The sequence below is a fragment of the Mesorhizobium sp. KACC 23794 genome, from assembly GCF_052180275.1.
Classification (GTDB): domain Bacteria; phylum Pseudomonadota; class Alphaproteobacteria; order Rhizobiales; family Rhizobiaceae; genus Kumtagia.
In genome coordinates this window covers 3,468,651-3,495,418 of record NZ_CP197465.1, presented here as the reverse complement: position 1 = coordinate 3,495,418, position 26,768 = coordinate 3,468,651, and the positions used below count along the sequence as shown (strand labels likewise).

Sequence of the window (26,768 nt, the reverse complement as noted above, 5' to 3'; positions counted from 1 at the left end):
CTCGTTGCCTGGATGTCAGCCGGGATTGCTGGCGCCAGCCGCGTGATTGATCGCGGGGTGGCGCAGTTCGGTGCCGGCGACGATGCCCGCCTTGGCCGCTATGCCCGCCTTCACCTCCAGCACGAAACGCACGGGAACGCCCGGCGAGATCGTCGCTTCGGAAAACGGCTCCCCCTGCTTGATCGCCCGCACCGTTCCGTCCTGGGCGATGAAGATCAGATCGAGCGGCAGCGGCGTGTTCTTCATCCAGAAGCCGACCGGCTGCGTCTGCTCGAAGACGAAGAGCATGCCGCGATCCTCGGGCATGGTCTCGCGAAACATCAGCCCGGTGGAACGTTCCGCCGGATCATCAGCCACTTCGATGCTGAACGATTTCACGCCCGACGACGTGATCGCGGTCAGCGGCGTCGAGTCGACCGGCAGGCTCTGCGCCTGGCTCGTCGCGGTGATCGTCGTCTGGAAAAAGAAGAAAAAAGCAACCGCCGCCGCGACCAATGTCGCGGTTCCGGCGAAAATCCACGGCTTGCGGGGCATCGGAACTCCGTTGGTGTCCGCACGTCAGTGCGAAGACGGCAGGGTTCCGATATCGGGATGAATTTCGGCGGCCATAAGGCCTTTGTCGCCGCGGCCGAACCGCACCAGCACGACCTGGCCCGGCCGCAGTTCCGCCAGCCCGTAGCGGCGCAGCGTCTCCATGTGGATGAAGATATCCTCGGTCCCCTCGCCGCGCGTCAGGAAGCCGAAACCCTTGGTGCGGTTGAACCACTTGACCAGCGCGCGCTCCAGCCCGCTCTCGGCGGTGACGCTGACATGCGTGCGCTGTTCCGGCATCTCGGCCGGATGCACAGCGGTCGAATTGTCCATGCTGACGACGCGGAAGGCCTGCATGCCGCGCTCGCCCTTCCTGGCGAGACAGACGACCCGCGCACCCTCATGCGCTGTCTGGAAACCGTCGCGGCGCAGGCACGTTACATGGAGAAGGACATCGCCGGTGCCCTCGTCGGGCATGATGAAGCCATATCCCTTGGCCACATCGAACCATTTGATGGCGCCCGAGACCTCGACCACACCTTGAACCTCGTCACCGTCGAGGTGCTGCAGGGCGTCGCCGATTTCCAAGCCTCGCCCCATCGAAGAGGCTTTGTCCCCCATCCGAACGCACCTTTCCTGACAAAACACACGTGATTCTTGGCACAGAATAACATCGCCCGTTCGGGCCAGTGCAAGGCCTGATCTGCCATTTTTTCACCTTGGCGCAGGCGGATTGCCGGCTATCATCGCGTAACGGCAACACTTGCATAAAACACTGGTATCTGCGCGTCATCGGCCGGTCTCGGTCCAGCGTCGCATCCCGGCTTGAATAGGAAAGGAATACAATGCGTTACCTTCACACCATGGTGCGAATCACCGATATCGACGCCTCGCTCGACTTCTATTGCAACAAGCTCGGCCTGGTGGAGGTACGCCGCCACGAGAACGAGAAGGGCCGGTTCACCCTGATCTTCCTCGCCGCGCCCAAGGACAAGGGCACTTCAGCCGCCAGCCGCGCGCCCGAACTGGAGCTCACCTTCAACTGGGATCCGGAAGTCTATACCGGCGGCCGCAATTTCGGCCACCTCGCCTACAAGGTCGACAACATCTACGAGACCTGCCAGCGGCTGATGGACAAGGGCGTGACGATCAACCGCCCGCCCCGCGACGGCAACATGGCCTTCGTCCGCTCGCCCGACAATATTTCCATCGAACTGCTGCAGGAAGGCGACCCGCTGCCGCCGCAGGAGCCGTGGCTTTCGATGCCGAACACCGGCGTGTGGTAAAGCTGAAAACGGGTTGGTAAGGGCCGTCGAAAGGACGGCTCACACCCGATACGGCAAGCTCACATCAACTGGTGTTGTATTGACCGTCCGCGCGGCCCCTCACCCGCCTGCCGGCACCCTCTCCCCGTGAAGGACGGAGAGAGGGCCGCCAGCTCCGACGTCTTCGCAAATCTCTTCGGCAATGCTGGTTGGCGAAGACGGATATGACAGCCGACTTCTCCCCGTTCTTTACGGGGAGAAGTGCCCGGCAGGGCGATGAGGGGCGGCGCAGACAGTCAAAACAAGCAACCTTTGGTATCAGGCTGCTGTCTGCCGATCAGGCGGCCGCGGCGGCCTCTCCGCCCGCCACCGCGGCCGGGTCCATCCAAAACACCTCCCACACATGGCCGTCGGGGTCCTCGAAGCTGCGGCCATACATGAAGCCGTGGTCCTGGCTCGGATTGGGATCGGCCGTGCCGCCCGCCGCGCCCGCGCGCGCCACCACCGCATCGACCTCGTCGCGGCTTCCAGCCGAAATCGCGATCAGGAACTGGCTGGTCTTATGCGCGTCGGCGATCGGCCGCGCCGTGAAGCTGCTGTATTTGTCGTGCGTCAGCAGCATGGCGAAGATCGTCTCCGAAAACACCATGCAGGCACCCGCGTCGTCGGAGAACTGCGGATTCTTGGTCCCGCCGACCGCCTCGTAGAATTTGATGGAGCGTGGCAGGTCGGTCACCGGCAGGTTGACGAAGATCATTTTTGGCATTCCAGCTTTCCTCTTTTCTGCTCGCCCCATCTGGGCCTCGCGTGGTCGCGCGGCCGCGCGCCGATTGATCGATACGCCGCAAGGACGAACGCCGTTGTAGAAATCCGACACGGCGAATTGAAAAAACAATCGATGGCACGACCATAAAAAATCGAAGCCGTTGTCGGCAATCCCGAAGTGCTTGCCTTGCCAAAATGGTGCCGCTACACCCAAAACCTCGGTGGCAAGCGTTGCCCCGCATACGTGCCCCACCGGGAGGATCTGCAATGAAGGACGTCCTTGAGGAACTCGCCCGCCGCCGCGAGATCGCCCGGCTCGGCGGCGGACAGGCCCGCATCGACGCCCAGCACAAGCGCGGAAAGCTGTCGGCGCGCGAACGCATCGACATTTTTCTCGACGAAGGCTCGTTCGAGGAGTTCGACATGTATGTCGAGCACCGCTCGACCGACTTCGGCATGGCGGGACAAAAGATCGCCGGCGACGGCGTCGTCACCGGCTGGGGCACGATCAACGGCCGCCCCGTCTATCTGTTCGCCAAGGATTTCACCGTGTTCGGCGGCTCGCTGTCGGAGGCGCATGCCGAGAAGGTGATAAAGGTGCAGGACATGGCGCTGCGCAACCGCGCGCCGATCATCGGCCTCTACGACGCCGGCGGCGCCCGCATCCAGGAGGGCGTCGCGGCGCTGGGCGGCTACGCGGAAATCTTCCAGCGCAACGTGCTCGCCTCCGGCGTCATCCCGCAGATTTCCGTCATCATGGGCCCCTGCGCCGGCGGCGACGTCTATTCCCCGGCCATGACCGACTTCATCTTCATGGTGCGCGACACCAGCTACATGTTCGTCACCGGCCCGGACGTGGTGAAGACCGTGACCAACGAGACGGTCACGGCCGAGCAGTTGGGCGGCGCCTCGGTGCACACCACAAAAAGCTCGATCGCCGACGGCGCCTACGACAACGACGTCGAGGCGCTGCTGCAGATGCGCCGGCTGGTCGACTTCCTGCCCGCCTCCAACACGTCGGACCTCCCCGAGATCGAGTGCTACCAGTCGGTCACCGACCACGACATGTCGCTCGACCGGCTGATCCCGGACAACGCCAACAAGCCCTACGACATCAAGGAACTGATCCTGAAGACCGCCGACGAAGGCGATTTCTTCGAGATCCAGCCGAGTTTTGCAAAAAACATCGTTACCGGCCTCGGCCGCATCGAAGGCCGCACCGTCGGTTTCGTCGCCAACCAGCCGATGGTGCTGGCCGGCGTGCTGGACAGCGACGCCTCGCGCAAGGCGGCGCGCTTCGTGCGTTTCTGCGACTGCTTCAACATCCCGATCGTCACCTTCGTCGACGTGCCCGGCTTCCTGCCCGGCACGGCGCAGGAATATGGCGGGCTGATCAAGCACGGTGCAAAGCTGCTGTTTGCCTATGCCGAGGCGACCGTACCGAAGATCACCGTGATCACCAGAAAGGCCTATGGCGGCGCCTATGACGTGATGGCGTCGAAACATCTTCGCGGCGACATGAACTATGCCTGGCCGACCGCGCAGATCGCCGTGATGGGCGCAAAAGGCGCGGTCGAGATCATCTACCGCAAGGACATCGGCGACGCCGACAAGATCGCCGCGCATACAAAAGCTTACGAGGACCGCTTCCTGTCGCCCTTCGTCGCCGCCGAGCGCGGTTACATCGACGAGGTGATCATGCCCCACTCGACCCGCCGCCGCGTCGCCCGCGCGCTCCGGATGCTGCGCAACAAGGACCTGCAGAACCCCTGGAAGAAACACGACAACATTCCGTTGTAACGCGCGCCGGCAAATCCTGCCCCGCGTCTCGCACAAGACTGTCCGAATACAAACCAATACAATACAGTTCCTCCCGGCGAGGGAGAATCACTCATGATGTGGACGGTATTGAAGGCAGCCGCTGTGGTCGGCGTCTGCCTGGTTGCGGCGGGCTGCCAGACCAAGGGTATCTATGCCAGCATTCATGACGCTGAAATCGTCGACGTATCGGTGCAATACCAGTCCAAAAACGTTCCGCCATCTGTCGCCCCGAGATTGCGCGACAATCTCCGCGCCCGCTTTGCCGCGATGCCGAAGACCGGCCCCGAGAAATGCGTGTCGGTGGTTATCGCCGAGTATCACCTCAAGGACCCTGCCCTGTCGCTGCTGGTCGGCGATTCCAATCGCATGACCGGAACCGTGCGGTCGGTCGACAAGGCGACCGGCAAGGTCGACGGCGACGCACGGGTGATCGCCCTGGACACCTACGCCATCAACGGTGTGATCGGCGCGGTGCAGGCGGCCTCCCAGGATCCCGGCAAGGCCGAGCAAGCGCTGACCGCCGGCCTGGAGGACAAGGTCGTCGCTGCCGTCTACGGCAGCGAGGTCGCGAAAATCCGGCCGCCGCGAACGGCCGCCCCCGCGGTCCCATCGGCGCCTGCCACGACCGGCGCGGTGCAGGCCGCCTCGCAGGCGGCAGCCGCCAGACCGCAGCATCCGGCTGCCGTTGCACCGGCGACGGCGGCATGTCCCGCGACAACCGTGCAAGGTTGATACCCGGGCCTGTGTCGACGCAACCGGGCAGGTCGGACCGGCTTGGCCGGCGGATGGCCCGGCCGATGCATTTTTGGTGCGGTTCGCCGAGAAGGACGCGGCAAACGAAGCTGCCGCGCTCGCGGATGCTTCAAATCTCGACCCTCCGCGCCGCCCCTCACCTGCCTGCCGGCGTCCTTCGGACCTCCCCGTGAAGGACGGGGGCGAGGACAGCCTGCCGCACGCTCTCCGCAAATCTCCAACGGTCAAGGTTGGCGAAATCGGTGAAGCCTGGCCATCTCGCCCCGTTCTTACGGGGAGAGATGTCCGGCAGGACAGTGAGGGGCGGCGCCCACAGTCGAGGTAAGGTGCACTCGGTATGATGCTGGAATTGCAAGAGAAAGCCTCTTCGCGGATCTCCCAGCCGCCATCCCTGTCAGCATCCGTCAGGATCATTTTCCCGAATAATTTCCCCGTCTCTCCGATCACAGCGATAATCCCCATCGCCTGTGCTGGAAGGAAGCAGCGATGGACTGGAATGCGGCAGTCGACAAGAACCGGGAAGCGCTGAAGCGTGTGCTGGCCATGCTCGTCGCCATGGCCGGGCTTGGCGCTGGGGGACAGTTTACTTTCTTTCGGCAGGAAGGCCTAAGCAGTCCAGAAGTCGTGCGGGCCGAAAAAAGTAAACTGTCCCCGGCGCTTACCCTTCCCCGTAACCTGCATCGCGCCATCGCAAAACTGCTGCGACCGGCCGAGGCGGCGGTGCGGCGGCTGATCATCGTGGCGGCGCGCGGCCTGGTGGTGACCTTGCCGCCGCCGCGTCCGCAACAACCGAAGCCGAAACCCATCGAGCCGCTGCTGCGCGGTTTTGGCATCGCCGTCACCGTGCCGCGCGCTGAACTCAGGCGCATCGCTGCGGCCCGGCGAGCCGCCGAGATCCGCGCCGCCCGCCCGAAAAAACCCAGCCTGCCGCTGTTCGATCCGCTGCGGCCCTGGAGCGTCCGCCCGTGGCCGGCGGCGGCCAGCGGCGCGCCGTCCGGCATGCCGTTCCGACGCCTGCCCGGCGACGATCCGGTCGACGCGACGCGCATCGCCTTGCGCCTGCAATCGCTGACCGCTGCCCTCGACGACCTTCCGGGCCAGGCAAAACGCTTTGCCCGCTGGCGGGCGCGGGCGGCGGAGGCTATCGCCATGGAGGCACAACGCCAAGACGCCGGGATCGCGCCATTCAAACGAACCGGCAAGCCGGCGAGGTTCCAGCGGATATGGCCACTAAAGCCCGGCCGCCCTCCGGGCTGGCGGCCAAAATCCACCCATGAGGTTCAGGACGTGCTGGAGGTCGTCCACGGGCTGGCACTGTGGGCGATGGAGAAGCCGGACACGTCCTGATGACGGCGTTGCCGGACATCACAAGCGAAGCATCGACGGCCGGCGCGGATTTTTCGCGGCCTGGCGGCGATCCGTGCTGCACAGCAAGCAGCATTGCCCATCGGTTGGCGAAGCCGGCCGAACCTGCTTAGGTCCCGGCGGATCCATCGAGAATCGTTCGGCATGAGCGCAGGCAGGCAAAAGACCATCCTCGGCATAGGCGGCGCACATATCGACCGGCGCGGCCAGATGAGCGTCGACTTCGTACCGGGCGCGTCAAACCCCGGCACGATGCGCGAGGATGTCGGCGGCGGCACCTTCAACGCGCTGCGCAACGCGGTGCAGCGCGGCGTCGACGGGCGGCTGCTGTCGGTGCGCGGCGGCGACGCGGCGGGCGAGACGGTCGCCCGCGCCATCGCGGCGGCCGGCATAAAGGATCTTTCCGTCACCTTCCTCGACCGCCGCACGCCGAGCTACACGGCGCTGCTCGACCGCCGGGGCGACGTGATTGCAGCACTCGCCGACATGGGTCTCTACGAACTCGCCCTCGGCAAGCAGTTGCGCCGCGCCTCGGTGCGGTCCGCCGTGGCCGAAGCCGACGCTGTTTTCACCGACGCCAATCTCTCGGCCGACGCGCTCGCCCGCATCCCGAAACTCGCCGGCGAAAAACCCATATTCGCCATCGCCATCTCGCCGGCCAAAGTTTTGCGGCTGAGGGCGATGCTGCCGGCGCTTGCCTGCCTGTTCCTCAACATGCGCGAGGCCGGCGCGCTGACCGGGCTCGGCCCCGATGCGCCCGCGCCAGTAATGCTCGATGCCATGAAGGCGCTCGGTCTCAGGCGCGCCGTCCTGTCCAACGGACCCGGTCCGGTTGCGGCGCTCGACGGGGAGACGCTGTTTTCGATCACGCCGCCTGCCCCGCGTGCAATAAGCGACGTGACCGGCGCCGGCCACGCGCTTGCCGGCGCGGCGGCGGCTGCCCTGATGCGGGACGTGGCCTTTGTCGATGCGGTGCGCGAGGGCATGGCGGCGGCGCTGCTCGCGCTGGAAAGCGCCGACGCGGCGCCTGTGCTCCCCCGCTCCGCCTTCGACGCCGCGCTGGCCCTTGTCCCGCCGGCCGAAGCCCGGCATGAGGCGCCGAACAAAGGAGAGACCTATGTCGCCTGACACGGCCATGGCCCATATCGACATTTTCGCCCCGGTCGCCGAGGCGCTGGCGGCCGGACGCCCGGTGGTGGCGCTGGAAAGCACCATCATCACCCACGGCATGCCCTGGCCCGACAACAGCCGCATGGCCGAGAATGTCGAGCGTATCATCGCCGATGAGGGCGCGACCCCGGCGACCATCGCGGTCATCGACGGCCGCATAAAGATCGGCCTGTCGCCTATCGAGCGCGAAGCGCTGGCGAAAACGCAAGGCGCCATGAAACTGTCGCGTGCCGACATCGGCTTCGCGGTCGCCGAGCGGCGCACCGGCGGCACGACCGTCGCCGCAACCATGATCGCGGCGCGGCTCGCCGGCATCTCGGTGTTCGCCACCGGCGGCATCGGCGGCGTGCACAAGGGCGCCGAGACGAGCTTCGACATCTCGGCCGATCTCGACGAGCTTTCGCGCACCCCGGTCATCGTCGTGTCGGCCGGCGCCAAGGCAATCCTCGACATCGAGAAGACTCTGGAAGTGCTGGAGACACGCGGCGTGCCGGTGGTCGCCTACGGGTCCGACGTGATGCCGGCCTTCTGGTCGCGCACCTCGCCCTACCCCGCGCCGCTCAGGCTCGACGCGCCGGAGGCCATCGCCCATTTCTTCAAGACCCGCCGCGCGCTCGGGCTCGACGGCGGCATGCTGATCGCCAATCCGGTGCCGGAGGCCGACGAGATCCCGGCGGAACGCATGGCCGGCTACATTGCGAGGGCACAGCAGGCGATGACCATGCAGGCCGTTTCGGGCAAGCGGGTGACACCCTTCCTGCTGCAGACCATTTTGGACCTCACCGGCGGCGAGAGCCTGAAGACCAACATCGCGCTGGTGGAGAACAACGCCCGGCTGGCGGCAAGAATCGCGAAGGCGCTCTGACCGATCAGCGGGCCGCCCGCAGCCCGGCTTCATAGGATTTGCGCGCCCAGCGCGCCATTTCATCGGGATCGTCGACCGCGTCGTCGGGCACGGTCCAGTACGGCATGGCCACGCGCTTGCCATGGCGCGAGCCCGTATAGGCCCACTGCGTGCAGCCTGCCGCCTCGAACTCCGCGGCCACTTCCGCATCGGCCTTCAGCATCAGTTCGCCGCGCAGTTCTATGGCGACGATCACGCCTTCGAAATAGATGCCCTTGCCACCAAACAGCCGCTTGATCGTTATCGGGCCGAGGCGGGAAAACAGGTCGGCGATGGCGTCGTTGTCCATCGGCGTATTATGACATCGGCCTTCGCATCTGTCATCGCCGTCCCGGCCGGCGGATGCGCGAGGTCCGCAACAGGAGACATGCCTTGCCCCTTCTTCTCAAAGGTTCCTGCCGCTGCGGCGCCGTCGGTTTCGAAGTCGAGAGCCACACGCCCGTCCCCTTCATGCTCTGCTATTGTTCGATCTGCCGGAAGCAGCAGGGCGGCGGCGGATATGCGATCAACCTCGGCGCGGTATCGGAGACGCTGAAGGTCACCGGCCAGCGAAACCTCGGCCTCTACCGCGCCAAGATCGAGGACGACGAACGCACGCGCTGCGAGGTCTCGACGGGCGAACGCCGCTTCTGCAACCAATGCGGCTCGGCCCTCTGGCTCTACGATCCGACATGGCCGGACCTGGTGCACCCCTTCGCCTCGGCCGTCGACACCGACCTGCCCAAGGCGCCCGAGCGTGTCCACATCATGCTGAAATACAAGGCTTCCTGGGTCGAGCCCAACATCCGCGAGGGCGACAGGAGCTTTGACCTCTACCCCGAGGATTCGATCGCGGACTGGCACAGGAAACACGGCGTCTGGGTGGATTAGCGCAGCGCCTCATCATCCCGATCGTGCGTCCTTCGAGGCTCGCCCGCGCAAGTTGGCGTTGCATCTTCAGCGTCGTGCGGGCTCGCGCCTTGTATTAGCGAGATTGTGTATTGTTTGGGTGTTCCGTGAAGGGGACGGTGCGGCCCGGGTGGCCACCCGGGCCGCACCGCCGGCCGTCGGATCGCTCGCACCCAAGCCTTGAGGGCTGTTCCTGAGCGCGATCGCGGCCGGCTCTTCATCGGACCCGGATGGTTGAATGAACCTTGGGTTCGCATCCCAAGGCAGGGTCGAGGAAGATGGACAAGTCTAGCATGAAGGTGGCCGGCATCGATACCGGCAAGCAGAAGCTCGACGTGGCGCTGACCGGCGTCGAGGAGCAATTGACGGTCGACAATGACGCGGCCGGGCATAAGCGGCTGTCGGGCTGGCTGCGCGGCCACGGGGCCGAGCGGGTGGGCATCGAGGCGTCGGGCGGCTACGAGAGCGCCGTCGTGGCGTTCTTGCGCGCGGCCGGCTTTACGGTCATCCGCTTCCAGCCGGCGCAGGTGCGCGCCTATGCCGGCTTCAGGCTGCAGCGGGCCAAGAACGACCGTATCGACGCGGCGCTGATCGCGGCCTGCGCGGCGGCGGTCGACATCGTGCATGCCGCGCCCGATCCCAGGCTGGAGCCGCTTGCCGAGCACCTTACCCTGATCGACCAGATCGGGGAGGACATCGCCCGCTTCAAGACCCGGCGCGAGGCCGTGCGCGACGCTCAGCGCCGCAGAAGGCTCGACCGCGAGATCGCCCGGCTCGTGGCCTGGCGCACGCTCGAACTCAAGCGGCTGGGCGGCATCCTGCGCGCCCATGCCGATCTCGCCCGCCGCCTCGAGCTGGTCATGAGCGTCGACGGCGTCGGCGAACCCACGGCAATCGCCTTCCTGGTGCGCGCCCCCGAACTCGGCCAGATCGACCGCGAGGCCGCCGCCGCCATTGTCGGCTTCGCTCCCTATGACGACGACAGCGGCGGACGCCACGGCCAGCGCCATGTCGCCGGCGGTCGCAAGCGCCTGGCCAAGAGCGTCTATGCCGCCGCCCTGCCCGCCGCCTTCCGCTGGAACGCCGAGCTCATCGCCTTCTACAAACGCCTCGTCGCCAACGGCAAACCCCACAGGGGCGCCCTCGTCGCCTGCGCAAGGAAGCTCGTCATCTTCGTCAACACCGTCCTCGCAAGGGGAACACCATGGGTCGCAAAACAAGCCAGCACTTAATGGTTGCTCAGGATGAGGACCGTAGGCGCAAAGGCTTAATCTGAACCGCTTGGCTGCACTCTTGATCGCTCACCTGGTGACGATGTTGTCGGCTGCGGAGATCCGCGCCGGCCTCTCCATTCGGCGCTCAGTACTGACAGTCCTCATCCTGAGGTGCGAGTCCGCACGACGGCGGAGGCTATACAAATTACCTTGGGCGGGCGAGCCTCGAAGGACGCACCTAAAAAATTCCAAACCCTGACTGATCGAAAAACGGATTCGGATAGCTGCGCAATCCGCCGGCGTTGCTCAGATCGGCATTGATGCCGTCCAGCGCGCTTTGCAGCCGCCGGCGCAGTTCATCGATCATCCCTTCCGCATCCCCGCGAAAATCATGCACGGCGATCGGCGCCGGCACGCGGATGATTGCCCGGCGCGGGCCGACCGGCTGCGGCACGAAACGGTTCAGATTGTCGCGGAAAGTGCCCGCGCAATAATCGTTGCGGATGCGCTTGATGTGTTCCGCCGCCTGCTCCTGCGTCATGGTCGGGTCTGCCCAGGCGAACGGCCCGAGGCGGCACAGCCGTTGCAAGGTATCGGCGGCGGTCTTGACCGCTTGAGCCGTCGTCGCACCGTCCCCGCTTGAGCTTCGCAGCCACCGCCGGGCGGCGCGCAGCAATTCGGGACGGCCCGGCACGGCGGTGGTTCCGATCAGGTCCGCAAGCCTTTGGGAAAAATCCACGATCAGCGCTTCCAGCCGCCCGGCGACAGGCTGGGCGCGGTCCGGGGCCACACCGGCTTTCGCCTCGTCGCGCGCCAACAGCGCCTCGTATATGGCGTAGACGCGATCGGCCGGAGTAGCATCGCGATCAATGTTTTCAATCGACAGCCGCTGCTCGACATAGGCGCATTCGGCCCGCAATCCGGCGTCGGCATCGTGCAAAAACACCAGTTTCCAGACGACGGGCGCAATCCACGCCTCGAATGCCGGGTCGGCGACGCGCCCTTGCGCCAGCGCCGCGACCGCCATCTCGGCGGCACCGGGCAGCAGCGGCGCGACCCAGTCGCCATGCCATCCGACGGCCCCCTCCGGATGCAGCAGCACGCCCTTGCCCTGCACCGCCCAGTCGACCGAATGCCGGCGGGCGCTGTCGCTGTTGCCGGGAATCTGCGCGATCAGATTGTTGGCCAGCCAGAATTTCTGCGCGAGGCCGCCGAGACCGTTGACGACACTGTTGGTCGCCCAGGAGGCGGTCAGCGGCGCGACCTTCGATACGATCTCCTTGTCGATCATCCAGTCGGTGAAGAACTCCGGATGGTTGGGCGTCAGGAAGGTCGCTCTGCGCTCACCGCACACCGCCGCCAGCCGCGCCCTGTCGGCATCCGGAAAATCGATATGGCGCACATTGGCGATGCTGCGGATGCCGGCGACGCGGTTGAGCACCGGCACGTCGCGCAGCAGCGGAAGGCCCTTCAGCATCAGCGCCCGGTTCACGGGCGTCATCAGCCTGATCAGAAAACGATTGGGTCTCGGCGCGACGAAAGTGTTGAGACGGTTCTGCTTTTCCCCCACACGCCGCCCCCTATCCGCGCCGGTTCAAGAGCACCGGCTCACGTCCTGCGAACGGCAGGCCCGGCGAGACGATGCGGAAACGGCCCAAGCAGGCGTGCCCGCAAAAGCTATTTGCAGGTCTGCTGCGGCGTGTCGAACACCGACAGGTTGACCAGCTTGCCGGTCATCGAGAAGTCGCCATAGTCCATCGTCAGGTCGCGGGTGATGCCGTTCTCGTGCAGCTTGAAGGCTATCCGGTACTCCGGCACCTCTTCGCCGCCATCGTTGGCTTCATCGAAATACGCGATGTCGACCGGCCAGTACTTGTCCGTGGCAAGCTTGTTCAGGGCTCCGAGCTCGGGATCGTTGGCGGCGGCGTCCGTCTTCTTGCCGACGATGACCGTCGTGGTCATCACCTTGTCGCCATTCTCCGAGCCGTCGAAGAGATTGGTTTCGTAGAAGGTTTCGCCGGTGTTGGCCTTGTTGATCAGTTCCTCGAGGTGCTGCGTCGGGAACTGCGTCTTGCGCAGGTCGATGCTGTTCTTCTCCGGCTTGTCGATCTCGACCTTCAGGCCGTCGGCCTCGCGCGTCGCCGTGCCCTTCAGCTCCTTCTCGAGCGCCTGGTCGGTGAAGGATTTTGTGACGAAGGAGAAGGATTTGCCTCCGCCGTCCTCGAAAGTCGTGGTCTGCTGGTCGGTCACGCGCGAATTCTCGCCCGTGTCGATGCGGGTGACGAAGCGGAAATTGACCGTATAGCCCTCGCAGGGCGAGCCGTTGAACTCATAGACCATCCGGCCCTGCAGGCCGGTGATGCCGGAGCGGTCGGATGCCTTGTCGAGTGCGAGGTCGTAGACGGCGCGATGCGAGATCAGCGGCGCGGCGGCGAGCGCTGAAGTCGCCGCAAATGCGGAGGCTCCGATGGAGGCAAGGGCGACAAGGCGCGATGCGCGCATGAAAAACTCCGATCGGTCCGACAAGAACAGCCCTCGATTTAGGCCGATACTTCTAAAAAAGTCATGGCGGAAGCGAGGCAAAAGTTGCAGGTTCCTGCCTCGAAACGACCTGCTTGAAGATAGAGATAAGGAATGACGATGGGCGACACAATCGAAAAGCGGCTGGGCGAACTCGGCGTGGTCCTGCCGGTCGCCGCGGCACCCGCCGCCAACTACCTGCCTTTCATGCGCAGCGGCAATCTGGTCTTCACCGCCGGCCAGCTCCCGTTGAAGGACGGCAAGCTGGTCGCCAGCGGCCTGCTCGGCCGTGACGTCGACGTGGCGACCGGCAAGGAAGCCGCAAAATACTGCGCGATCAACATTTTGGCGCAGGCCAAGGCCGCGCTCGGCTCGCTCGAAGCCATCGGCAAGGTCGTGAAGATCACCGTCTTCGTCGCCTCGGCGCCCGATTTCACCGAGCAGCACCTGGTTGCCAACGGCGCCTCCGATTTCCTCGTCGCAGTTCTTGGCGACGCTGGAAAACATGCGCGTTCGGCGGTCGGCACGGCGTCGCTGCCGCTCAACGCGCCGGTCGAGATCGAAGCCATCATCGAAGTCGCATAAGGCCTTGATCATGAATGATATTTCATGGCTGACCGAGCGGCCGATCGCGCATCGCGGCTATCATGACCTGAACAAGAATATCTGGGAGAACACGCTTTCGGCATTCGGCCGCGCCATCGACAACGGCTATGCGATCGAGTGCGACGTTCACCTGACTTTGGACGGAGAAGTCGTCGTTTTCCATGACAACGACCTGCGCCGCCTTGCCGGACAGGAAGGTTTTGTCTGGCAGAAGACAGCCGCCGAGTTCGGCGCGCTGCGGATCGGCGGGACGAAGGACCATGCGCCGACGCTCAGGGAAATGCTGGATTTCGTCGCGGGCCGGGTGCCGATCGTCATCGAACTCAAGGGCATTCCCGGCCACGACGAGGGTCTTGTCGCCAAGGTCGGGGCCTTTCTGAAGGGCTATAAGGGCGAGGTCGCGATCATGTCGTTCGACCATTGGCTGATCCGCGATTTTCCGCGATACATGCCCGGCGTGCCTTCAGGATTGACCGCCTGGGGACACCAGCAGCAGGAGATCGAGGCGCATTTTTCCATGCTGGCCTACGGAATTTCCTTTGTTTCCTACGCCGTCGAGCAGTTGCCGAACCCGTTCGTCAGCTTCGTCCGCGACCGGCTCTCCATGCCGGTGATCAGCTGGACGGTGCGCGACCAGGCGGCGGTCAGGCACAGTTTCGAGCACGCCGACCAAATGACCTTCGAGGGTTTCGAACCGCAAAAGGTTGGGCTTGCGTGAAATGGCCCTTGCCGCGCCGCTTTCGCAGTGCACATAACATTGCGATGATGCAGCGCAGCACAGACGGCGGCGACGCTTCCGCCACCGGCCATACGATCCGCATCGCCGGGTCGATGGGCGATTTTTCCCGGACGGAATGGGAAAACCTCGCCGGAACCACCCGCGATCGCGCCGAAGGTTCTGGGTACAACCCATTCCTTTCCTTCGACTTTCTTCGATCCCTCGAAGAATCCGGCTGCGCCGTCGCCCGCACCGGCTGGCAGGCAAGCCACCTGCGGCTGGAGGATGGCAAGGGCGCCCTCCTGGGAGCCGTGCCGGCCTATCTGAAGTCGCATAGCCAGGGCGAATACGTGTTCGACCAGGGCTGGGCCGACGCCTTCGAACGGGCCGGCGGAGACTATTACCCGAAATTGCAGGTCTCGGTGCCGTTCACGCCTGCGACAGGACCGAGATTGCTTGTTCGTCAAGGGCTTGACGAAGATTCCACGCGCAAGACTCTAGCCGGCGGATTGCGGGCGGTGACGGACAGGCTCGGCGTTTCGTCGGCCCACGTCACCTTCGCCAATGATGAGGATATGAAGGCCCTGACCGACGCGGGATATTTGCGCCGCACCGACCAGCAATTCCACTTCTTCAACGACAACTATCTGAACTACGACGATTTTCTGGCCTCGCTGGCATCGCGCAAACGCAAGGCGCTGAAGAAGGAGCGGCGCGAGGCGGTGGCCGCCGGCATCACCATCGACCGGCTGACCGGTAGCGACCTGACGGAAAGGGCATGGGACGATTTCTTCGGTTTCTACACGGACACCGGGGGACGGAAATGGGGACGGCCCTATCTAAACCGCAGATTTTTCTCGCTGATCGGCGAGCGGATGGGAAAAGATATCCTCCTGGTGATGGCAAAGCGCGCCGGGCGGTATGTCGCGGGCGCAATCAATTTCATCGGATCGGACACGCTCTATGGGCGCAACTGGGGCTGCATCGAAGACCATCCGTTCCTGCATTTCGAGGTCTGCTACCACCAAGCCATTGATTTTGCGATCGAAAGAAAACTTCGCGTGGTCGAGGCCGGCGCCCAGGGCGAGCACAAGCTGGCGCGCGGCTATCGTCCGGTGACGACGCAATCGGCGCATTACATCGCCCATCCCGGATTGCGCAACGCGGTCGACGACTATCTCAGGCGCGAGCGGCAGGAAGTGGCGCGCACCAGCGAATATTTCGAGCACCACACGCCGTTCCGCAAGGAAAATCAGGAGCTTGAGCGGGAATAGCAAGGAGCGCACCAGTCCCCCGTAGGGCATCGTTTCGGCAGTTCCGAAAATCCGTGAAGTCCGGAAGATCGTTGTTTTCCAGCCTCTTGGCAGAGAGACGGCTGTGTTTCACCGCACCTGGCTTCATTCCGGGCTGCTTTTCGCCGCGACTCTCTGCGCGTCGGTGCGGAAATGCTTCGCGCCACAGCCCGAAACATTGCCGCGGCATTATGGTTGCGGCTGGCGGCCGGCGGCGCGATTCGTTATTGCCAAAAACACCGCTCCCCGTTGCCCGAAGGTTCTGCCATGACCGCCGCCTACGACCCCGACAACGTCTTCGCCAAAATCCTGCGCGGCGAGATTCCCTCCCACAAACTCTACGAGGACGACGCAACCATCGCCTTCATGGACATCATGCCGCGGGGCGAAGGGCACTGCCTCGTGATTCCGAAGGAGCCGTCGCGCAACATTCTCGACGTCGCGCCGGACAGCCTCGCGGCGGTGGTAGTCACAACCCAGAAACTCGCCCGCGCGGTGGTGAAGGCGTTTTCTGCGGACGGCGTGACGGTCCAGCAATTCAACGAGCCGGCCGGCGGCCAGGTCGTCTTCCACCTCCATTTCCACATCATCCCCCGCTTCGATGGCGTGGCGCTGAAGCCGCATACCGGGCAGATGGAGAAGCCTGAGGTGCTGGCGGCGAATGCAGAAAAAATTCGGCAGGCGCTTGCTTAAGAATAGCTTCCTAATCGTCATCGGGCTGCCTGTCGGCAGCGGACAAAGGCGGGGAGTCTCGGGTGGCTGAAACTGAATCCTACCTGTCAGAAGACGACCTGACAGAGATACTTGTCGAACTGGTGGAAATGGGCGCCAGAATTGCTTTCGACATGACTGCAGACGAAAAGATTGAGTACCTAGACCAGACCAACATTTCGAGGGCGGTTGCCAAGACATCCAATAATATGGCGGTGAAAATGGAGTCGTTTGCAACCGACGAGCCAAAACTCATCGTCTATCGAAGGGAGGTCACGTGGCATCAGTTTTCCGACCGCGAGGGCGACGGGCATATTAGAATACGTTCGTACTCAGTCGACGCCAATCCAGAGAGATTGATATATCTTAGTATTGGATATATTTCATTTTATACCAGAGCAAATGGAGAACATATTTCTCCGCACCCCAACCTGATCGCTGTATACAAAACGATATCGGGAATAATCAAAAGAAAATGCAAATTAATTAAACGCCAGGACATAAGAAATATTCATGTATCCAAGCGAATCATCTCGTCCAATGACGATTTTCTGAATACCATCATTATGCATGGCGTCGTTTATCTCGGGCATAGACGGCAATAAAATCGACTTCCTGTATCGACCGGGCGCCCGACGCCAACCAAGCTAACCACTTCCCTTCTTAGCCCTTCCGCGACTGGGCGTGGTCGCTCGCCGACAATGACTACCAGCCCCGCCATGCGTTGACGGAAGCTCTCCGCCCGTTCCGTGCCCCATCTCAAGCGGCTTGATCTTTTGCCGGGAATGGTTGGCCACGGGTGGACGCGGGCGTTCTATGTCACGCTGGCAGGATCGGTTGGCCAGCGGTATTCGGCATGGAGCGTTTCGACTTCGTCATCGTCGGCGGCGGCACGGCCGGCTGCCTGCTTGCCGACCGGCTGACGGCATCCGGTAAGTTCACCGTGCTTCTGCTGGAGGCGGGCGGCAGCGACCGGCGCTTCATGGTCCGCATGCCGATCGGCTATGGCGACAGTTTTTACAATCCAAAAGTCAACTGGATGTATTCGACTGGTCCGCAGGAAGCGCTGAACGGCCGCTCCAGCTACTGGCCGCGCGGAAAAATCCTCGGCGGGTCGAGTTCCATCAACGCCATGGTTTTCGTGCGCGGGCAGCGGCGGGATTTTGACGACTGGAAGGCGGCCGGCAATCCGGGCTGGGGTTTTGACGATGTACTGCCGTATTTCCGGTCCTTCGAGACGTTCCATGGCGCGCCTGATTCCGCGCGCGGCCGCGACGGGCCGCTGAGCGTCATCGATCCGGCGGCGCAGGTTCATCCGCTCTGCCGGGATTTTCTGGCCGCCGCAGAGCAGGCCGGCTATCCGCGAACGCCGGATTACAATGCGGCGCGGCAGGAGGGTGTCGGAGTCTACCAGATCACTACGAAGTCCGGCATGCGGGCGTCGTCGGCGACCGCCTTCCTCGCGCCGGCCATGCGGCGGCGGAATTTGAAGGTCGTGAGCGGCGCCTTCTCGACCCGCGTCCTGTTCGAGGGACGCCGTGCGGTCGGGATCGACTATGTCCTGGCCGGCCAAAAGCTGACGGTTCGCGCCGGTCGCGAGGTGATCCTGTCGGCGGGCGCCGTCAATTCGCCGCTGCTGCTCCAGCATTCCGGCATCGGCCCCGGCGCCCTGCTCCGGCGCCATGGCGCGCCGGTCGTCCACGACCTGCCGGCGGTCGGCGAAAACCTGCAGGACCATCTCGGCATCGACTACCTCTACCGGTCGCGCAAGCCGACGCTGAACCACGAATTGCGCGGCTGGCTCGGGCGCGCAAGGCTCGGCCTGCGCTACCTGCTGTTCCGCGACGGGCCGCTGTCGCTCAGCGTCAACCAGGCCGGCGGTTTCGTGCGCACCGATCCCGCGCTGCCCGATGTCGACATGCAGCTCTATTTTTCACCGGTCAGCTACAGCAAGCCGAAGCCGGGCGTGCGGCGGCTAACCTTGCCCGATCCTTTTCCGGGCTTCTTCATCGGCATATCGCAATGCCGCCCGAAGAGCCGGGGTTTCGTCGCGCTCGGCTCGCCCGATCCCTTCGCGCCGCCGGTGATCGAGCCCAACTACCTTTCCGACCCAGACGATATGCGGGGCCTGCTGGCCGGCGTCCGCCTGATCCGCCGCATCGCCGCCCAGCCGGCGATGCGCGAGCTGACCGCCGAAGAGATGCTGCCCGGTCCTGCCGCCGTCGACGAGGATGCACTTGTGGACGATATCCGGGCGCGCTCCGGCAGCGTCTTCCACGCCTCCTGCACATGCCGGATGGGGCCGGACGACCGCGACGCCGTGGTGGACCACCGGCTGCGGGTGCACGGGCTGGCCGGCCTACGGGTGGTCGATGCCTCGATCTTCCCGACCGTCACCTCGGGCAACACCAACGCGCCGACCTTCATGGTGGCGGAGAAGGGCGCGGCGATGATTTTGGAAGACAATGAATAGGCAGGTCTAAGCTCTGGCGGCCGTCAGAAGGTAGGCGTCTATCACTTCGGGATCCTCGTCAATCGAATCGACGCCTTGGAGATTTGTTTCGGCAACACGGTCGATGTCGACGCGATTTCTCGACCAAAAGGTGCGGGAGTCGGGCGTTACGCCGTACGGCCCACGCGAGCCGCCTTCGAGACCAAGCATCTGGAAACCGCGCTCGGCCGCCATCATGCAAATCATGCGGCTTGCATCCCGCGTGAACCATTCGTTGGAAGGCCCTTCCCAACGGAAATAATCCTCCGGGTCAGCCCGCAAGCGTTTTGAAAATGGCCAATCCTCAGTCATCATACACGATATGATGGAATGGCGAAAACGGCCATCCGCCCGTTCATATCGTCTCCAGTACCCGCGCCAGTGTCTCCACCCCCTTGCGGATGGCGCGCGCGCCGATGGCGCTGACCCCGAGCACAAGACCCTTTTCGGCGATCGGCTCGATGCAGAATCGGCCGAGCGTCGAGACGGTGAGCCCTGCCCTGCCCGCCGCGGCCTCGACCAAATCCTCTTCGTGGCGCGGCTGGACAAAACGGCCGACAACGTGGAACCCGGCGGCCGACGGGGCGACGTCGAGCAATCCACTGAGGTGTTTTCCGGCCTCCTCATGGAAAACCGCGTGCCGCTCGCGGTAGATGTCGCGCATGCGGCGCAGATGCGTGGCGAAATGCCCTTCGCTCATGAAGGCCGCCATGACCGCCTGCATGCTTGACGGCACGCCGTGCAGGAAGGCGCCGGAGATGCGCTGGAAGATCGGCACCAAGGGTTTTGGCGCAAGGTAGAACCCCAGCCGCAGCGACGGGAACATCGACTTCGAAAACGTGCCGACATAGATGACCCGTTCGGCGTGGTCGGCGCTTTTCAGCGTCGGCAGCGGCCTGCCGTCGTAGCGGAACTCGCCGTCATAGTCGTCCTCCACCACCCAGGCGTCGCGGTCGTTGGCCGCCCTCAGCAGATGCGCGCGGCGATCGAGGCTCATCTCGGCGCCGGTCGGGTGCTGGTGCGAGGGGGTGACGAAGGCGAGGCGGAAATCCGGTGCAAGGCGCAAACCGGCTTCTACTGACAGCCCCTCCCGGTCGACCGGCACCGGCACCATCGAGGCGCCGCAGGCGATGAAGGAGTTGCGCGCGCCTATGGCGCCCGGGTTCTCGAACCAGACGGCGTTGCCGCGATTGAGCAGCACACGGCCGATCAGGTCGAACGCTTGCTGCGCGCCGTTGACGATGAAAATCTGTCCGACGTCGCAGGCGATGCCACGGCTGCCGCTCAAATGGTCGGCGATCGCCTGGGGAAGCGACGCAAGGCCGTTGGGGTCGGAATAACCCATGACGGTTTCGCGGGGCTCGCGCCAGTGTTTCGCCGACAGCCGCGACCACACCGCGAGCGGGAAGGCATCATAGTCCGGCAGGCCGGTGATGAAGGCGCGCGGCTTGCTCGGATGCGCCAGCCGCTGGAAGAATCTCGGCGAGGCTTCCGCGATCAGGTCGGCGAGTTTTGTCGTGGCCGGCCGCTCGTTGTCGACAACCAGCCGGGCGTTGGGTTTTTGGGCTCCCGCCGTGTCGGAGACAAAGGAGCCGGAGCCGGTGCGCGAGACGATCAGCCCTTCCGATGCAAGCCGCTCGAACACGGCGATGGCGGTTGTGCGGGAAATGTCGAGTTCGGCGGCGAAGGTCCGGCTGGACGGCAGGCGCTTGCCGGCCGCCAGGCCGCCTGAGACGATGAGTTGCTTGACGGCGTTGTAGACCTGCGTGGTCACCGATTTGGCCGAGGCGCGGTCGACCGAGATCGCGAACAGCAACTCGCCCCCCGAACGCTTCACCATTCCTGCCTGCACCCATATGCCCGCGCGCGCAAAAGATCGGTTCGCGCAATTTTCGAAAATGGACCTTACACGCGGCCCATATCGCCGGGATAGAGCCTAGGTCCGGCCCCGACGGGCGACAGGCGAGCGAAAAATGCGCATAGACCGCATCGAAACCTTCTCGACCCAATTCATCGGCTTCGTGCGCATCACGACCGAGGACGGCGGCCAGGGCTGGGGCCAGGTCTCGACCTACAATTCCGACATCACTTCCGCCGTGCTGCACCGCCAGGTGGCGCCCTATGTGCTCGGCGTCGAATTCGACGACATCGACGCGCTGACCGACCGGGTGATCGAGCGCGAGCACAAATTCCCCGGCTCCTACATGAAACGCGCGCTGGGCGGCCTCGACACCGCGATCTGGGATCTTCGCGGCAAGCAGGCGGGATTGCCGGTCACGAGCCTGCTCGGCGGTTCGCCGGGCCGGCTGCGCGCCTATGCGTCCTCGATGAAGCGCGACATCACGCCGGCGCAGGAGGCCGAGCGGTTCAGGCGGCTGCGGGGCGAGTTCGGCTTCGACGCCTTCAAGTTCCGCGTCGCCGCGGAATACGGCCATGACGTCGACGAATGGCCGGGCCGCACCGAGGAGATCATCCCGACGATCCGCAAGGCGCTGGGCGACACGGCGGCGCTGCTGGTCGACGCCAATTCGGGTTTCTCACCGCGGCGGGCGATCGAGGTGGGCGGGATGCTGAAGGGCAACGGCATCGAGCATTTCGAGGAGCCGTGCCTCTACTGGGAACTTGAGCAGACGAGAGAGGTCGCGGATGCACTCGACATCGCCGTCTCCGGCGGCGAGCAGGACTGCGAGATCGCCACCTGGCGGCACATGATCGACATGCGCGCCGTCGACATCGTGCAGCCCGACATCCTCTATCTCGGCGGCATCAGCCGCACGCTGCGCGTCTGCCGCATGGCGCAGGCGGCCGGCTTGCCGATCACCCCGCATGCCGCGAACTGGGGACTGGTGACGCTGTTCACCATGCACCTTTTGCGCGCCATCGAAGGAGCAGGAAAGTATCTGGAGTTCTCGATCGAGGGGCCGGATTATTATCCGTGGCAATACGGCCTGTTCCGAAAATTCCCCTATGACGTGGTGGACGGCCACGTGACGGTTTCCGACGAGCCAGGATGGGGCATCGAGGTCGAGCCGGAATGGCTGGCGAAGTCGACATACCAGGTAAGCGAACGCGCATGAGCGAAGACCATCTGTTGCGGGAGGCGCAGCGTGCCGGCAAATTGCCGGGACTGCCCCAAAACCATTTCATCGACGGCGCGTGGCGGGCCTCGGCCGGCGGCGGCATGATGGAAAGTTTCGATCCCGGCAGTGCCAGCCCGCATGCATCGTTCGCCGCCGGCGACGCCGACGACGTGGCGATTGCCGTCGCCTCCGCGCGGCGCGCCGGCGAAGGCGCATGGAAAAAAATCCTGCCGCGCGAGCGCGGGCACGTCCTGTCGCGCACGGCCGACCTGATCCGCCAGCACGGCGAACGCCTCGCCATCGCCGAGGTTTTGGACAGCGGCAAGACGATTTCGGAGGCGCGCGGCGACGTGGCGGGCGCGGCGCGCTGCTTCGATTATTACGCCGGCGCCGCCGACAAGAACGAGGGAAAGAGCTTTCCGCTGGGCGAGGATTACGCCTCGTTCTCGATCAACGAGCCGGTCGGCGTGACCGCGCATATCATCCCTTGGAACTACCCGCTATCGACCACGGCCCGCAGCGTCGCGCCGGCGCTGGCCGCCGGCTGCACGGCGGTGGTCAAGCCGGCCGAGCAGACGCCGATGACGGCGCTGATCCTGGCCGAACTGCTGCATCAGGCCGGACTGCCGGACGGCGTCTGCAACGTCGTGACCGGTACGGGCGCGGCAGTCGGTGCGACGCTCGCCGCGCATCCGGATATCAGTCACATCACCTTCACGGGATCGACCGCGACCGGCATCAACGTCATGCAGGCGGCGGCGCGCAATGTCGCCTCCGTCACGCTGGAGCTTGGCGGAAAATCGCCCAATGTCGTGCTGGCCGACGCCGACCTCGACCTTGCGCTCGACAACGTCGTCGGCGCGATTTTTGAGAATGCCGGCCAGATCTGTTCGGCAGGGTCGCGGCTGGTGATCGAACGCTCGATCCACGCCGAGTTCATCGAACGCCTGGTGCAGCGCGCCAAAACCCTGCGCATGGGGCACGGCCTGTCGGAACGCGTCAATTTCGGCGCGATCAATTCCGCCGAGCACCTGGCAAAAGTTTCTTCCTTCCTCGACGGCGCCAGGGCGCGCGGGCTTTCCATCGCCACCGGCGGCCGTGCGACAGTCGACCCAGGCACTGGAAAAGGCTGGTTCTTCGAGCCGACGGTCGTCGACAATGCCGGCTGGGACGATCCTGTCGTACAGGAAGAGATTTTCGGCCCCGTGCTGGCGGTACAGGTGGTCGACGACTTCGACGAAGCCATCGCCGCCGCCAACTGTACCCCGTATGCGCTGGTCGCCGGCATTTTTACGAGGGACCTGTCCAAGGCGCACCGCTTCGCGCGTGACGTCGATGCCGGCCAAGTTTACGTCAACGAATATTTTGCGGGCGACATCGAGACACCGTTCGGCGGCAACCGAAAGTCCGGCATAGGCCGGGAAAAGGGGCTGATCGCGGTGCAGAGCTACTGCAAGGTAAAGTCGGTGACGATCAGGGTCTGAGCGCTAGCGCAACTCGATCCCCTCAAGGCGACCATGACGGCTTGAACCACGAATCAAGGGAACCCCTTCGCTTGTGAATGCTCCACCGCCTAAGAGGCGGTGGCTTCGGGTTACGGCTCAAAGCCGGATCGGTCCGCCGTCGGCGGACGCGGCATTCACTCACGTCACGTTGAACTCGTCATCGGGCTCGGGTGGCATCTGGTTCTTAATGTACTCCATCCACATCTCGTCCGTGACGTTGCCGCTCGTCGTCACCCAATAGCCCCGCGCCCACAGATGCTGACCCCAGTAGCGCTTGCGCAATATCCCGAACTCACTCAGCAACTTGTGCGAACTGCGCCCTTTCAGGTGCTGCACGGCGCGCGATACAGACAGGCGCGGCGGGATCGAAAACAGCATATGCACATGGTCACGGTTGATCGACCCGGCGTGAATGACCATCTCGTGCGCTCGCGCAGTCTCCCGTAGCAATTCTCGGCAGCGGTTGCCGACATCACCGCCAAGCACCGCGTAGCGGTACTTCGTCACCCACACCAGATGATACTTACAGTCCCAAGCTGTGGGGCTGCCACGCTTGTACGCTTCCATAAAGCCAATCTACACAGGATGCGACTCAATCCCAGCCGCCTAAAGGCGTGGGGTTTCCTGATCCCCTATCGGGGACTCTAAACTTGGCCATCGAGAAGCCTTTGCAGTGGTAGCGTCGCCAATCCCAGCACATTCTCCGAAAGCATTGCTTGGCGCAGTTCATGCAGCGATTGCAACCTGTCCGCCAGGGCGAAGAGGTCAGCTGAATCGTCCACGCGCATCCTAAAATGGAACTTGCTCGCGGCAATAGATGGCGGCTCACCGAACGCGAGAGGCCAGAGTGCGAAGTTGAGGTAGTTGGCACCGGTTGACCATGCTGACTTTTGCAGATTGACCAGTTGCACAAAATCGCCGGTCCTTCGAACCCAGTTCTGCTTTCCGCGCCTGACGAAACCATGGCCGATTGCATCGGCATCCAGTCTTTTAGGGTCTATCCAAGCCACGGTACGCTCCAGGCAAGGCGATAGCCTCCAACTGTGCTCGTTTGATCTAGGCCGAAAGCCGCCCCTCACCCCATACGCTGCCGCTTCATGTCCCCCGGCTCGATCCCCGCCACCACCACCGGCGCCTTCATCGCGTCGCGGCGGAAGGGTTCGCCGAGTTCCTGGTTGAGGATCACCTCGATGAAGGTCGTTTTGTTCTCCTTCATTTGCGCCTCGACGGCCGCGCGCAAAGCCCCCGTCAGGGCGTCCATGCTGCGGACCTGCACGCCCTTCAGCCCGCAGGCTTCGGCGATCTTGGCATACTGCACGTCGGGCGAAAGCTCGGTGCCGACGAAATTGTCGGCGTACCAGAGCGTCGTGTTGCGCTTCTCGGCGCCCCACTGGAAATTGCGGAACACCACCATGGTGATCGCCGGCCACGGGTCGCGCCCCACCGCCGTCATCTCGTTCATCGAGATGCCGAAGGCGCCGTCGCCGGCGAAGCCGACCACGGGCACGTCGGGGCAGCCGATCTTCGCGCCGACGATCGATGGAAAACCGTAGCCGCAAGGGCCGAACAGGCCGGGCGCCAGATATTTGCGGCCCTTTTCGAAGCTCGGATAGGCGTTGCCGATGGCGCAATTGTTGCCGATGTCGGAGGAGATGATGGCATCCTTCGGCAGCGCCGCCTGGATGGCGCGCCATGCCATACGCGGCGACATGCGGTCGGGCTGGCGGTTGCGGGCGCGCTCGTTCCAGGTCGTGCCGGGGTCGTCGTCCTCGTGATCCATGGAGGAGAGCTGCTGCAGCCAGGCCGAGCGCGTGCGGTGGATTTCCGCCTCGCGCTCGGCGCGGTCGGCGTCGCCCGCCTGCGGCCCGAGCCGATCCAAAATCTGCTCGGCGACCTGGCGCGCATCGCCCTGGACGGCGACGGTCACCTTCTTGGTGAGGCCGATGCGGTCGGAATTGATGTCGACCTGGATGATCTTCGCGGTCTTCGGCCAGTAGTCGATGCCGTATCCCGGCAAGGTCGAGAACGGATTGAGCCGCGTGCCCAGCGCCAACACCACATCGGCCTTGGCGATCAGTTGCATGGCGGCCTTGGAGCCGTTGTAGCCGAGCGGCCCGACGGCCAGCGGATGGCTGCCTGGAAAGGCGTCATTGTGCTGATAGCCGCAGCAGACGGGCGCCGACAGTTTTTCGGCGAGGCGCCGAGAGGCGTCGATTGCATTGCCGAGCACCACGCCGGCGCCGTTCAGGATCACCGGGAACTTTGCCTCCGACAGCAGTTTCGCCGCCTCGGCGATCGCCGCCACGCCGCCGGACGGACGCTCCAGCCGCACCATCTGCGGCAGTTCGATATCGATCACCTGCGTCCAGAAATCCCGCGGCACGTTGATCTGGGCGGGCGCCGAGCCGCGCCAGGCCTTCTCGATGACCCGGTTCAGCACCTCGGCGATGCGCGAGGGATCGCGCACCTCCTCCTGGTAGCAGACCATATCCTTGAACGCCGCCATCTGCTCGATCTCCTGGAAGCCGCCCTGGCCGATGGTGCGGTTGGCGGCCTGCGGCGTCACCAGCAGCAGCGGCGAATGGTTCCAGTAGGCGGTTTTTATCGGCGTGACGAAATTGGTGATGCCCGGCCCGTTCTGGGCGATCGCCATGGCCATCTTGCCGGTGGCGCGGGTGTAGCCGTCGGCCATCATGCCCGCATTGCATTCATGCGCGCAGTCCCAGAAGGTGATGCCGGCCTTCGGGAAGAGGTCCGACACCGGCATCATCGCCGAGCCTATGATGCCGAAGGCGTTGTCGATGCCGTGCATCTGCAGCACCTTGATGAAGGCCTCTTCCGTGGTCATCCTCATAGGGTCGTCCCTCCCGCATCCGCCGTCCGGCGCATTGTTTTGCGCAAGGCTATGGCCCCGCGCCAGCCGTTGCCAGCCCTTTTTGCAGCTTATCCCGCCGCTGATTGAGCACTGACCGCCATTCGTCTTCCAAGTGCCGCGATTGACTTTCGCAGTGGTCTGTCATTTTGTTGGGAATGGCAGTGTCTGGAGGGTAAATCCGCTACCAGACTGTCGAATGGCAAGCTTCGCCGGCTTGCAGGGAGCGTCACGGCGTCGTTATCGAAAGACGCCATAACAAAAGCGCCAAGGGAACGCGCGCTTTCGACCAGCCGG

The 26,768-nt window shown here is 64.2% G+C and carries 27 protein-coding genes; 16 read left to right on the top strand and 11 right to left on the bottom strand.

Annotation, left to right across the window (positions count from 1 at the left end; translation table 11 throughout):
* Positions 1–15: 15 nt before the first annotated feature.
* Together ACSBOB_RS17085 and ACSBOB_RS17080 are read right to left on the bottom strand one after the other, a co-directional pair.
* Positions 16–534: a DUF192 domain-containing protein gene (locus ACSBOB_RS17085; RefSeq protein ID WP_442583574.1), complete on the bottom strand. Its 519-nt coding sequence runs from the start codon at positions 532–534 to the stop codon at positions 16–18.
* Positions 535–558: 24 nt separating this feature from the next.
* Positions 559–1,152, bottom strand: coding sequence for a cold-shock protein (locus ACSBOB_RS17080; protein ID WP_442583573.1), 594 nt, complete (start codon positions 1,150–1,152; stop codon positions 559–561).
* Between the two features lie 224 nt (positions 1,153–1,376).
* Between ACSBOB_RS17080 and ACSBOB_RS17075 the strand changes: the two genes are divergently transcribed.
* Positions 1,377–1,817: a VOC family protein gene (locus ACSBOB_RS17075; protein ID WP_442583572.1), complete on the top strand. Its 441-nt coding sequence runs from the start codon at positions 1,377–1,379 to the stop codon at positions 1,815–1,817.
* A 316-nt stretch (positions 1,818–2,133) separates the two neighbouring features.
* On the opposite strand, the gene ACSBOB_RS17070 is transcribed toward ACSBOB_RS17075, so the two are convergent.
* Positions 2,134–2,562: a VOC family protein gene (locus ACSBOB_RS17070; protein WP_442583571.1), complete on the bottom strand. Its 429-nt coding sequence runs from the start codon at positions 2,560–2,562 to the stop codon at positions 2,134–2,136.
* A gap of 266 nt (positions 2,563–2,828) precedes the next feature.
* Between ACSBOB_RS17070 and ACSBOB_RS17065 the strand changes: the two genes are divergently transcribed.
* From ACSBOB_RS17065 to ACSBOB_RS17045, 5 genes are all read left to right on the top strand, one after another.
* Positions 2,829–4,361, top strand: coding sequence for an acyl-CoA carboxylase subunit beta (locus ACSBOB_RS17065; protein WP_442583570.1), 1,533 nt, complete (start codon positions 2,829–2,831; stop codon positions 4,359–4,361).
* Positions 4,362–4,454: 93 nt separating this feature from the next.
* The gene (locus ACSBOB_RS17060; RefSeq protein ID WP_442583569.1) at positions 4,455–5,114 is read left to right on the top strand and encodes a hypothetical protein; all 660 of its coding nucleotides are present in this window, start codon (positions 4,455–4,457) and stop codon (positions 5,112–5,114) included.
* A gap of 507 nt (positions 5,115–5,621) precedes the next feature.
* A complete protein-coding gene (locus ACSBOB_RS17055) occupies positions 5,622–6,482 on the top strand; it encodes a hypothetical protein (protein ID WP_442583568.1) in 861 nt (286 codons plus the stop codon).
* Between the two features lie 162 nt (positions 6,483–6,644).
* On the top strand, positions 6,645–7,628 hold the full coding sequence (locus ACSBOB_RS17050; RefSeq protein WP_442583567.1) for a PfkB family carbohydrate kinase: 984 nt from the start codon (positions 6,645–6,647) through the stop codon (positions 7,626–7,628).
* On the top strand, positions 7,618–8,535 hold the full coding sequence (locus ACSBOB_RS17045) for a pseudouridine-5'-phosphate glycosidase (protein WP_442583566.1): 918 nt from the start codon (positions 7,618–7,620) through the stop codon (positions 8,533–8,535). Before ACSBOB_RS17050 ends, ACSBOB_RS17045 begins: the two co-directional genes overlap by 11 nt.
* Before the next feature lie 4 nt (positions 8,536–8,539).
* Here the strand turns inward: ACSBOB_RS17045 and ACSBOB_RS17040 are convergent, their stop codons facing one another.
* A complete protein-coding gene (locus tag ACSBOB_RS17040) occupies positions 8,540–8,863 on the bottom strand; it encodes a TfoX/Sxy family protein (protein ID WP_442583565.1) in 324 nt (107 codons plus the stop codon).
* A gap of 83 nt (positions 8,864–8,946) precedes the next feature.
* Here ACSBOB_RS17040 and ACSBOB_RS17035 point away from each other — a divergent pair, with 83 nt between their 5' ends.
* Both ACSBOB_RS17035 and ACSBOB_RS17030 read left to right on the top strand, forming a co-directional pair.
* Entirely contained in the window at positions 8,947–9,444 is a 498-nt protein-coding gene (locus ACSBOB_RS17035; RefSeq protein WP_442583564.1) for a GFA family protein, read from the top strand.
* A 296-nt stretch (positions 9,445–9,740) separates the two neighbouring features.
* Complete coding sequence (locus ACSBOB_RS17030) at positions 9,741–10,694, top strand: IS110 family transposase (protein ID WP_442583563.1); 954 nt, start codon at positions 9,741–9,743, stop codon at positions 10,692–10,694.
* 220 nt (positions 10,695–10,914) lie between these two features.
* Here ACSBOB_RS17030 and ACSBOB_RS17025 read toward each other — a convergent pair whose 3' ends face one another.
* Together ACSBOB_RS17025 and ACSBOB_RS17020 are read right to left on the bottom strand one after the other, a co-directional pair.
* The gene (locus ACSBOB_RS17025; RefSeq protein ID WP_442583562.1) at positions 10,915–12,177 is read right to left on the bottom strand and encodes a hypothetical protein; all 1,263 of its coding nucleotides are present in this window, start codon (positions 12,175–12,177) and stop codon (positions 10,915–10,917) included.
* Between the two features lie 176 nt (positions 12,178–12,353).
* Positions 12,354–13,178, bottom strand: a complete 825-nt coding sequence (locus tag ACSBOB_RS17020) for a cell envelope integrity EipB family protein (RefSeq protein ID WP_442583561.1) — start codon at positions 13,176–13,178, stop codon at positions 12,354–12,356.
* A gap of 138 nt (positions 13,179–13,316) precedes the next feature.
* Between ACSBOB_RS17020 and ACSBOB_RS17015 the strand changes: the two genes are divergently transcribed.
* The 6 genes from ACSBOB_RS17015 (at position 13,317) to ACSBOB_RS16990 (ending at position 18,996) form a co-directional block, all read left to right on the top strand.
* On the top strand, positions 13,317–13,781 hold the full coding sequence (locus ACSBOB_RS17015) for a RidA family protein (RefSeq protein WP_442583560.1): 465 nt from the start codon (positions 13,317–13,319) through the stop codon (positions 13,779–13,781).
* A 10-nt stretch (positions 13,782–13,791) separates the two neighbouring features.
* Entirely contained in the window at positions 13,792–14,520 is a 729-nt protein-coding gene (locus tag ACSBOB_RS17010) for a glycerophosphodiester phosphodiesterase (RefSeq protein WP_442583559.1), read from the top strand.
* A gap of 47 nt (positions 14,521–14,567) precedes the next feature.
* Complete coding sequence (locus ACSBOB_RS17005; RefSeq protein WP_442583754.1) at positions 14,568–15,794, top strand: GNAT family N-acetyltransferase; 1,227 nt, start codon at positions 14,568–14,570, stop codon at positions 15,792–15,794.
* Positions 15,795–16,079: 285 nt separating this feature from the next.
* On the top strand, positions 16,080–16,505 hold the full coding sequence (locus tag ACSBOB_RS17000; protein ID WP_442583753.1) for an HIT family protein: 426 nt from the start codon (positions 16,080–16,082) through the stop codon (positions 16,503–16,505).
* 62 nt (positions 16,506–16,567) lie between these two features.
* Complete coding sequence (locus ACSBOB_RS16995; RefSeq protein WP_442583558.1) at positions 16,568–17,128, top strand: hypothetical protein; 561 nt, start codon at positions 16,568–16,570, stop codon at positions 17,126–17,128.
* Positions 17,129–17,379: 251 nt separating this feature from the next.
* On the top strand, positions 17,380–18,996 hold the full coding sequence (locus tag ACSBOB_RS16990) for a GMC family oxidoreductase (RefSeq protein WP_442583557.1): 1,617 nt from the start codon (positions 17,380–17,382) through the stop codon (positions 18,994–18,996).
* Positions 18,997–19,002: 6 nt separating this feature from the next.
* On the opposite strand, the gene ACSBOB_RS16985 is transcribed toward ACSBOB_RS16990, so the two are convergent.
* Both ACSBOB_RS16985 and pdxR read right to left on the bottom strand, forming a co-directional pair.
* Positions 19,003–19,329, bottom strand: coding sequence for a hypothetical protein (locus ACSBOB_RS16985; protein WP_442583556.1), 327 nt, complete (start codon positions 19,327–19,329; stop codon positions 19,003–19,005).
* A 40-nt stretch (positions 19,330–19,369) separates the two neighbouring features.
* Positions 19,370–20,854 (bottom strand): MocR-like pyridoxine biosynthesis transcription factor PdxR, encoded by a 1,485-nt coding sequence (gene pdxR, locus ACSBOB_RS16980; RefSeq protein WP_442583555.1) that lies wholly within the window; start codon positions 20,852–20,854, stop codon positions 19,370–19,372.
* Between the two features lie 133 nt (positions 20,855–20,987).
* Between pdxR and ACSBOB_RS16975 the strand changes: the two genes are divergently transcribed.
* Both ACSBOB_RS16975 and ACSBOB_RS16970 read left to right on the top strand, forming a co-directional pair.
* On the top strand, positions 20,988–22,091 hold the full coding sequence (locus tag ACSBOB_RS16975) for a mandelate racemase/muconate lactonizing enzyme family protein (RefSeq protein WP_442583554.1): 1,104 nt from the start codon (positions 20,988–20,990) through the stop codon (positions 22,089–22,091).
* Entirely contained in the window at positions 22,088–23,578 is a 1,491-nt protein-coding gene (locus ACSBOB_RS16970; protein ID WP_442583553.1) for an aldehyde dehydrogenase family protein, read from the top strand. Before ACSBOB_RS16975 ends, ACSBOB_RS16970 begins: the two co-directional genes overlap by 4 nt.
* A 159-nt stretch (positions 23,579–23,737) precedes the next feature.
* Here the strand turns inward: ACSBOB_RS16970 and tnpA are convergent, their stop codons facing one another.
* From tnpA to xsc, 3 genes are all read right to left on the bottom strand, one after another.
* On the bottom strand, positions 23,738–24,166 hold the full coding sequence (gene tnpA, locus ACSBOB_RS16965) for an IS200/IS605 family transposase (RefSeq protein ID WP_442583552.1): 429 nt from the start codon (positions 24,164–24,166) through the stop codon (positions 23,738–23,740).
* Between the two features lie 77 nt (positions 24,167–24,243).
* The gene (locus tag ACSBOB_RS16960) at positions 24,244–24,609 is read right to left on the bottom strand and encodes a DUF4304 domain-containing protein (RefSeq protein WP_442583551.1); all 366 of its coding nucleotides are present in this window, start codon (positions 24,607–24,609) and stop codon (positions 24,244–24,246) included.
* A gap of 65 nt (positions 24,610–24,674) precedes the next feature.
* Positions 24,675–26,453: a sulfoacetaldehyde acetyltransferase gene (gene xsc, locus ACSBOB_RS16955; RefSeq protein ID WP_442583550.1), complete on the bottom strand. Its 1,779-nt coding sequence runs from the start codon at positions 26,451–26,453 to the stop codon at positions 24,675–24,677.
* Between the last annotated feature and the right edge of the window lie 315 nt (positions 26,454–26,768).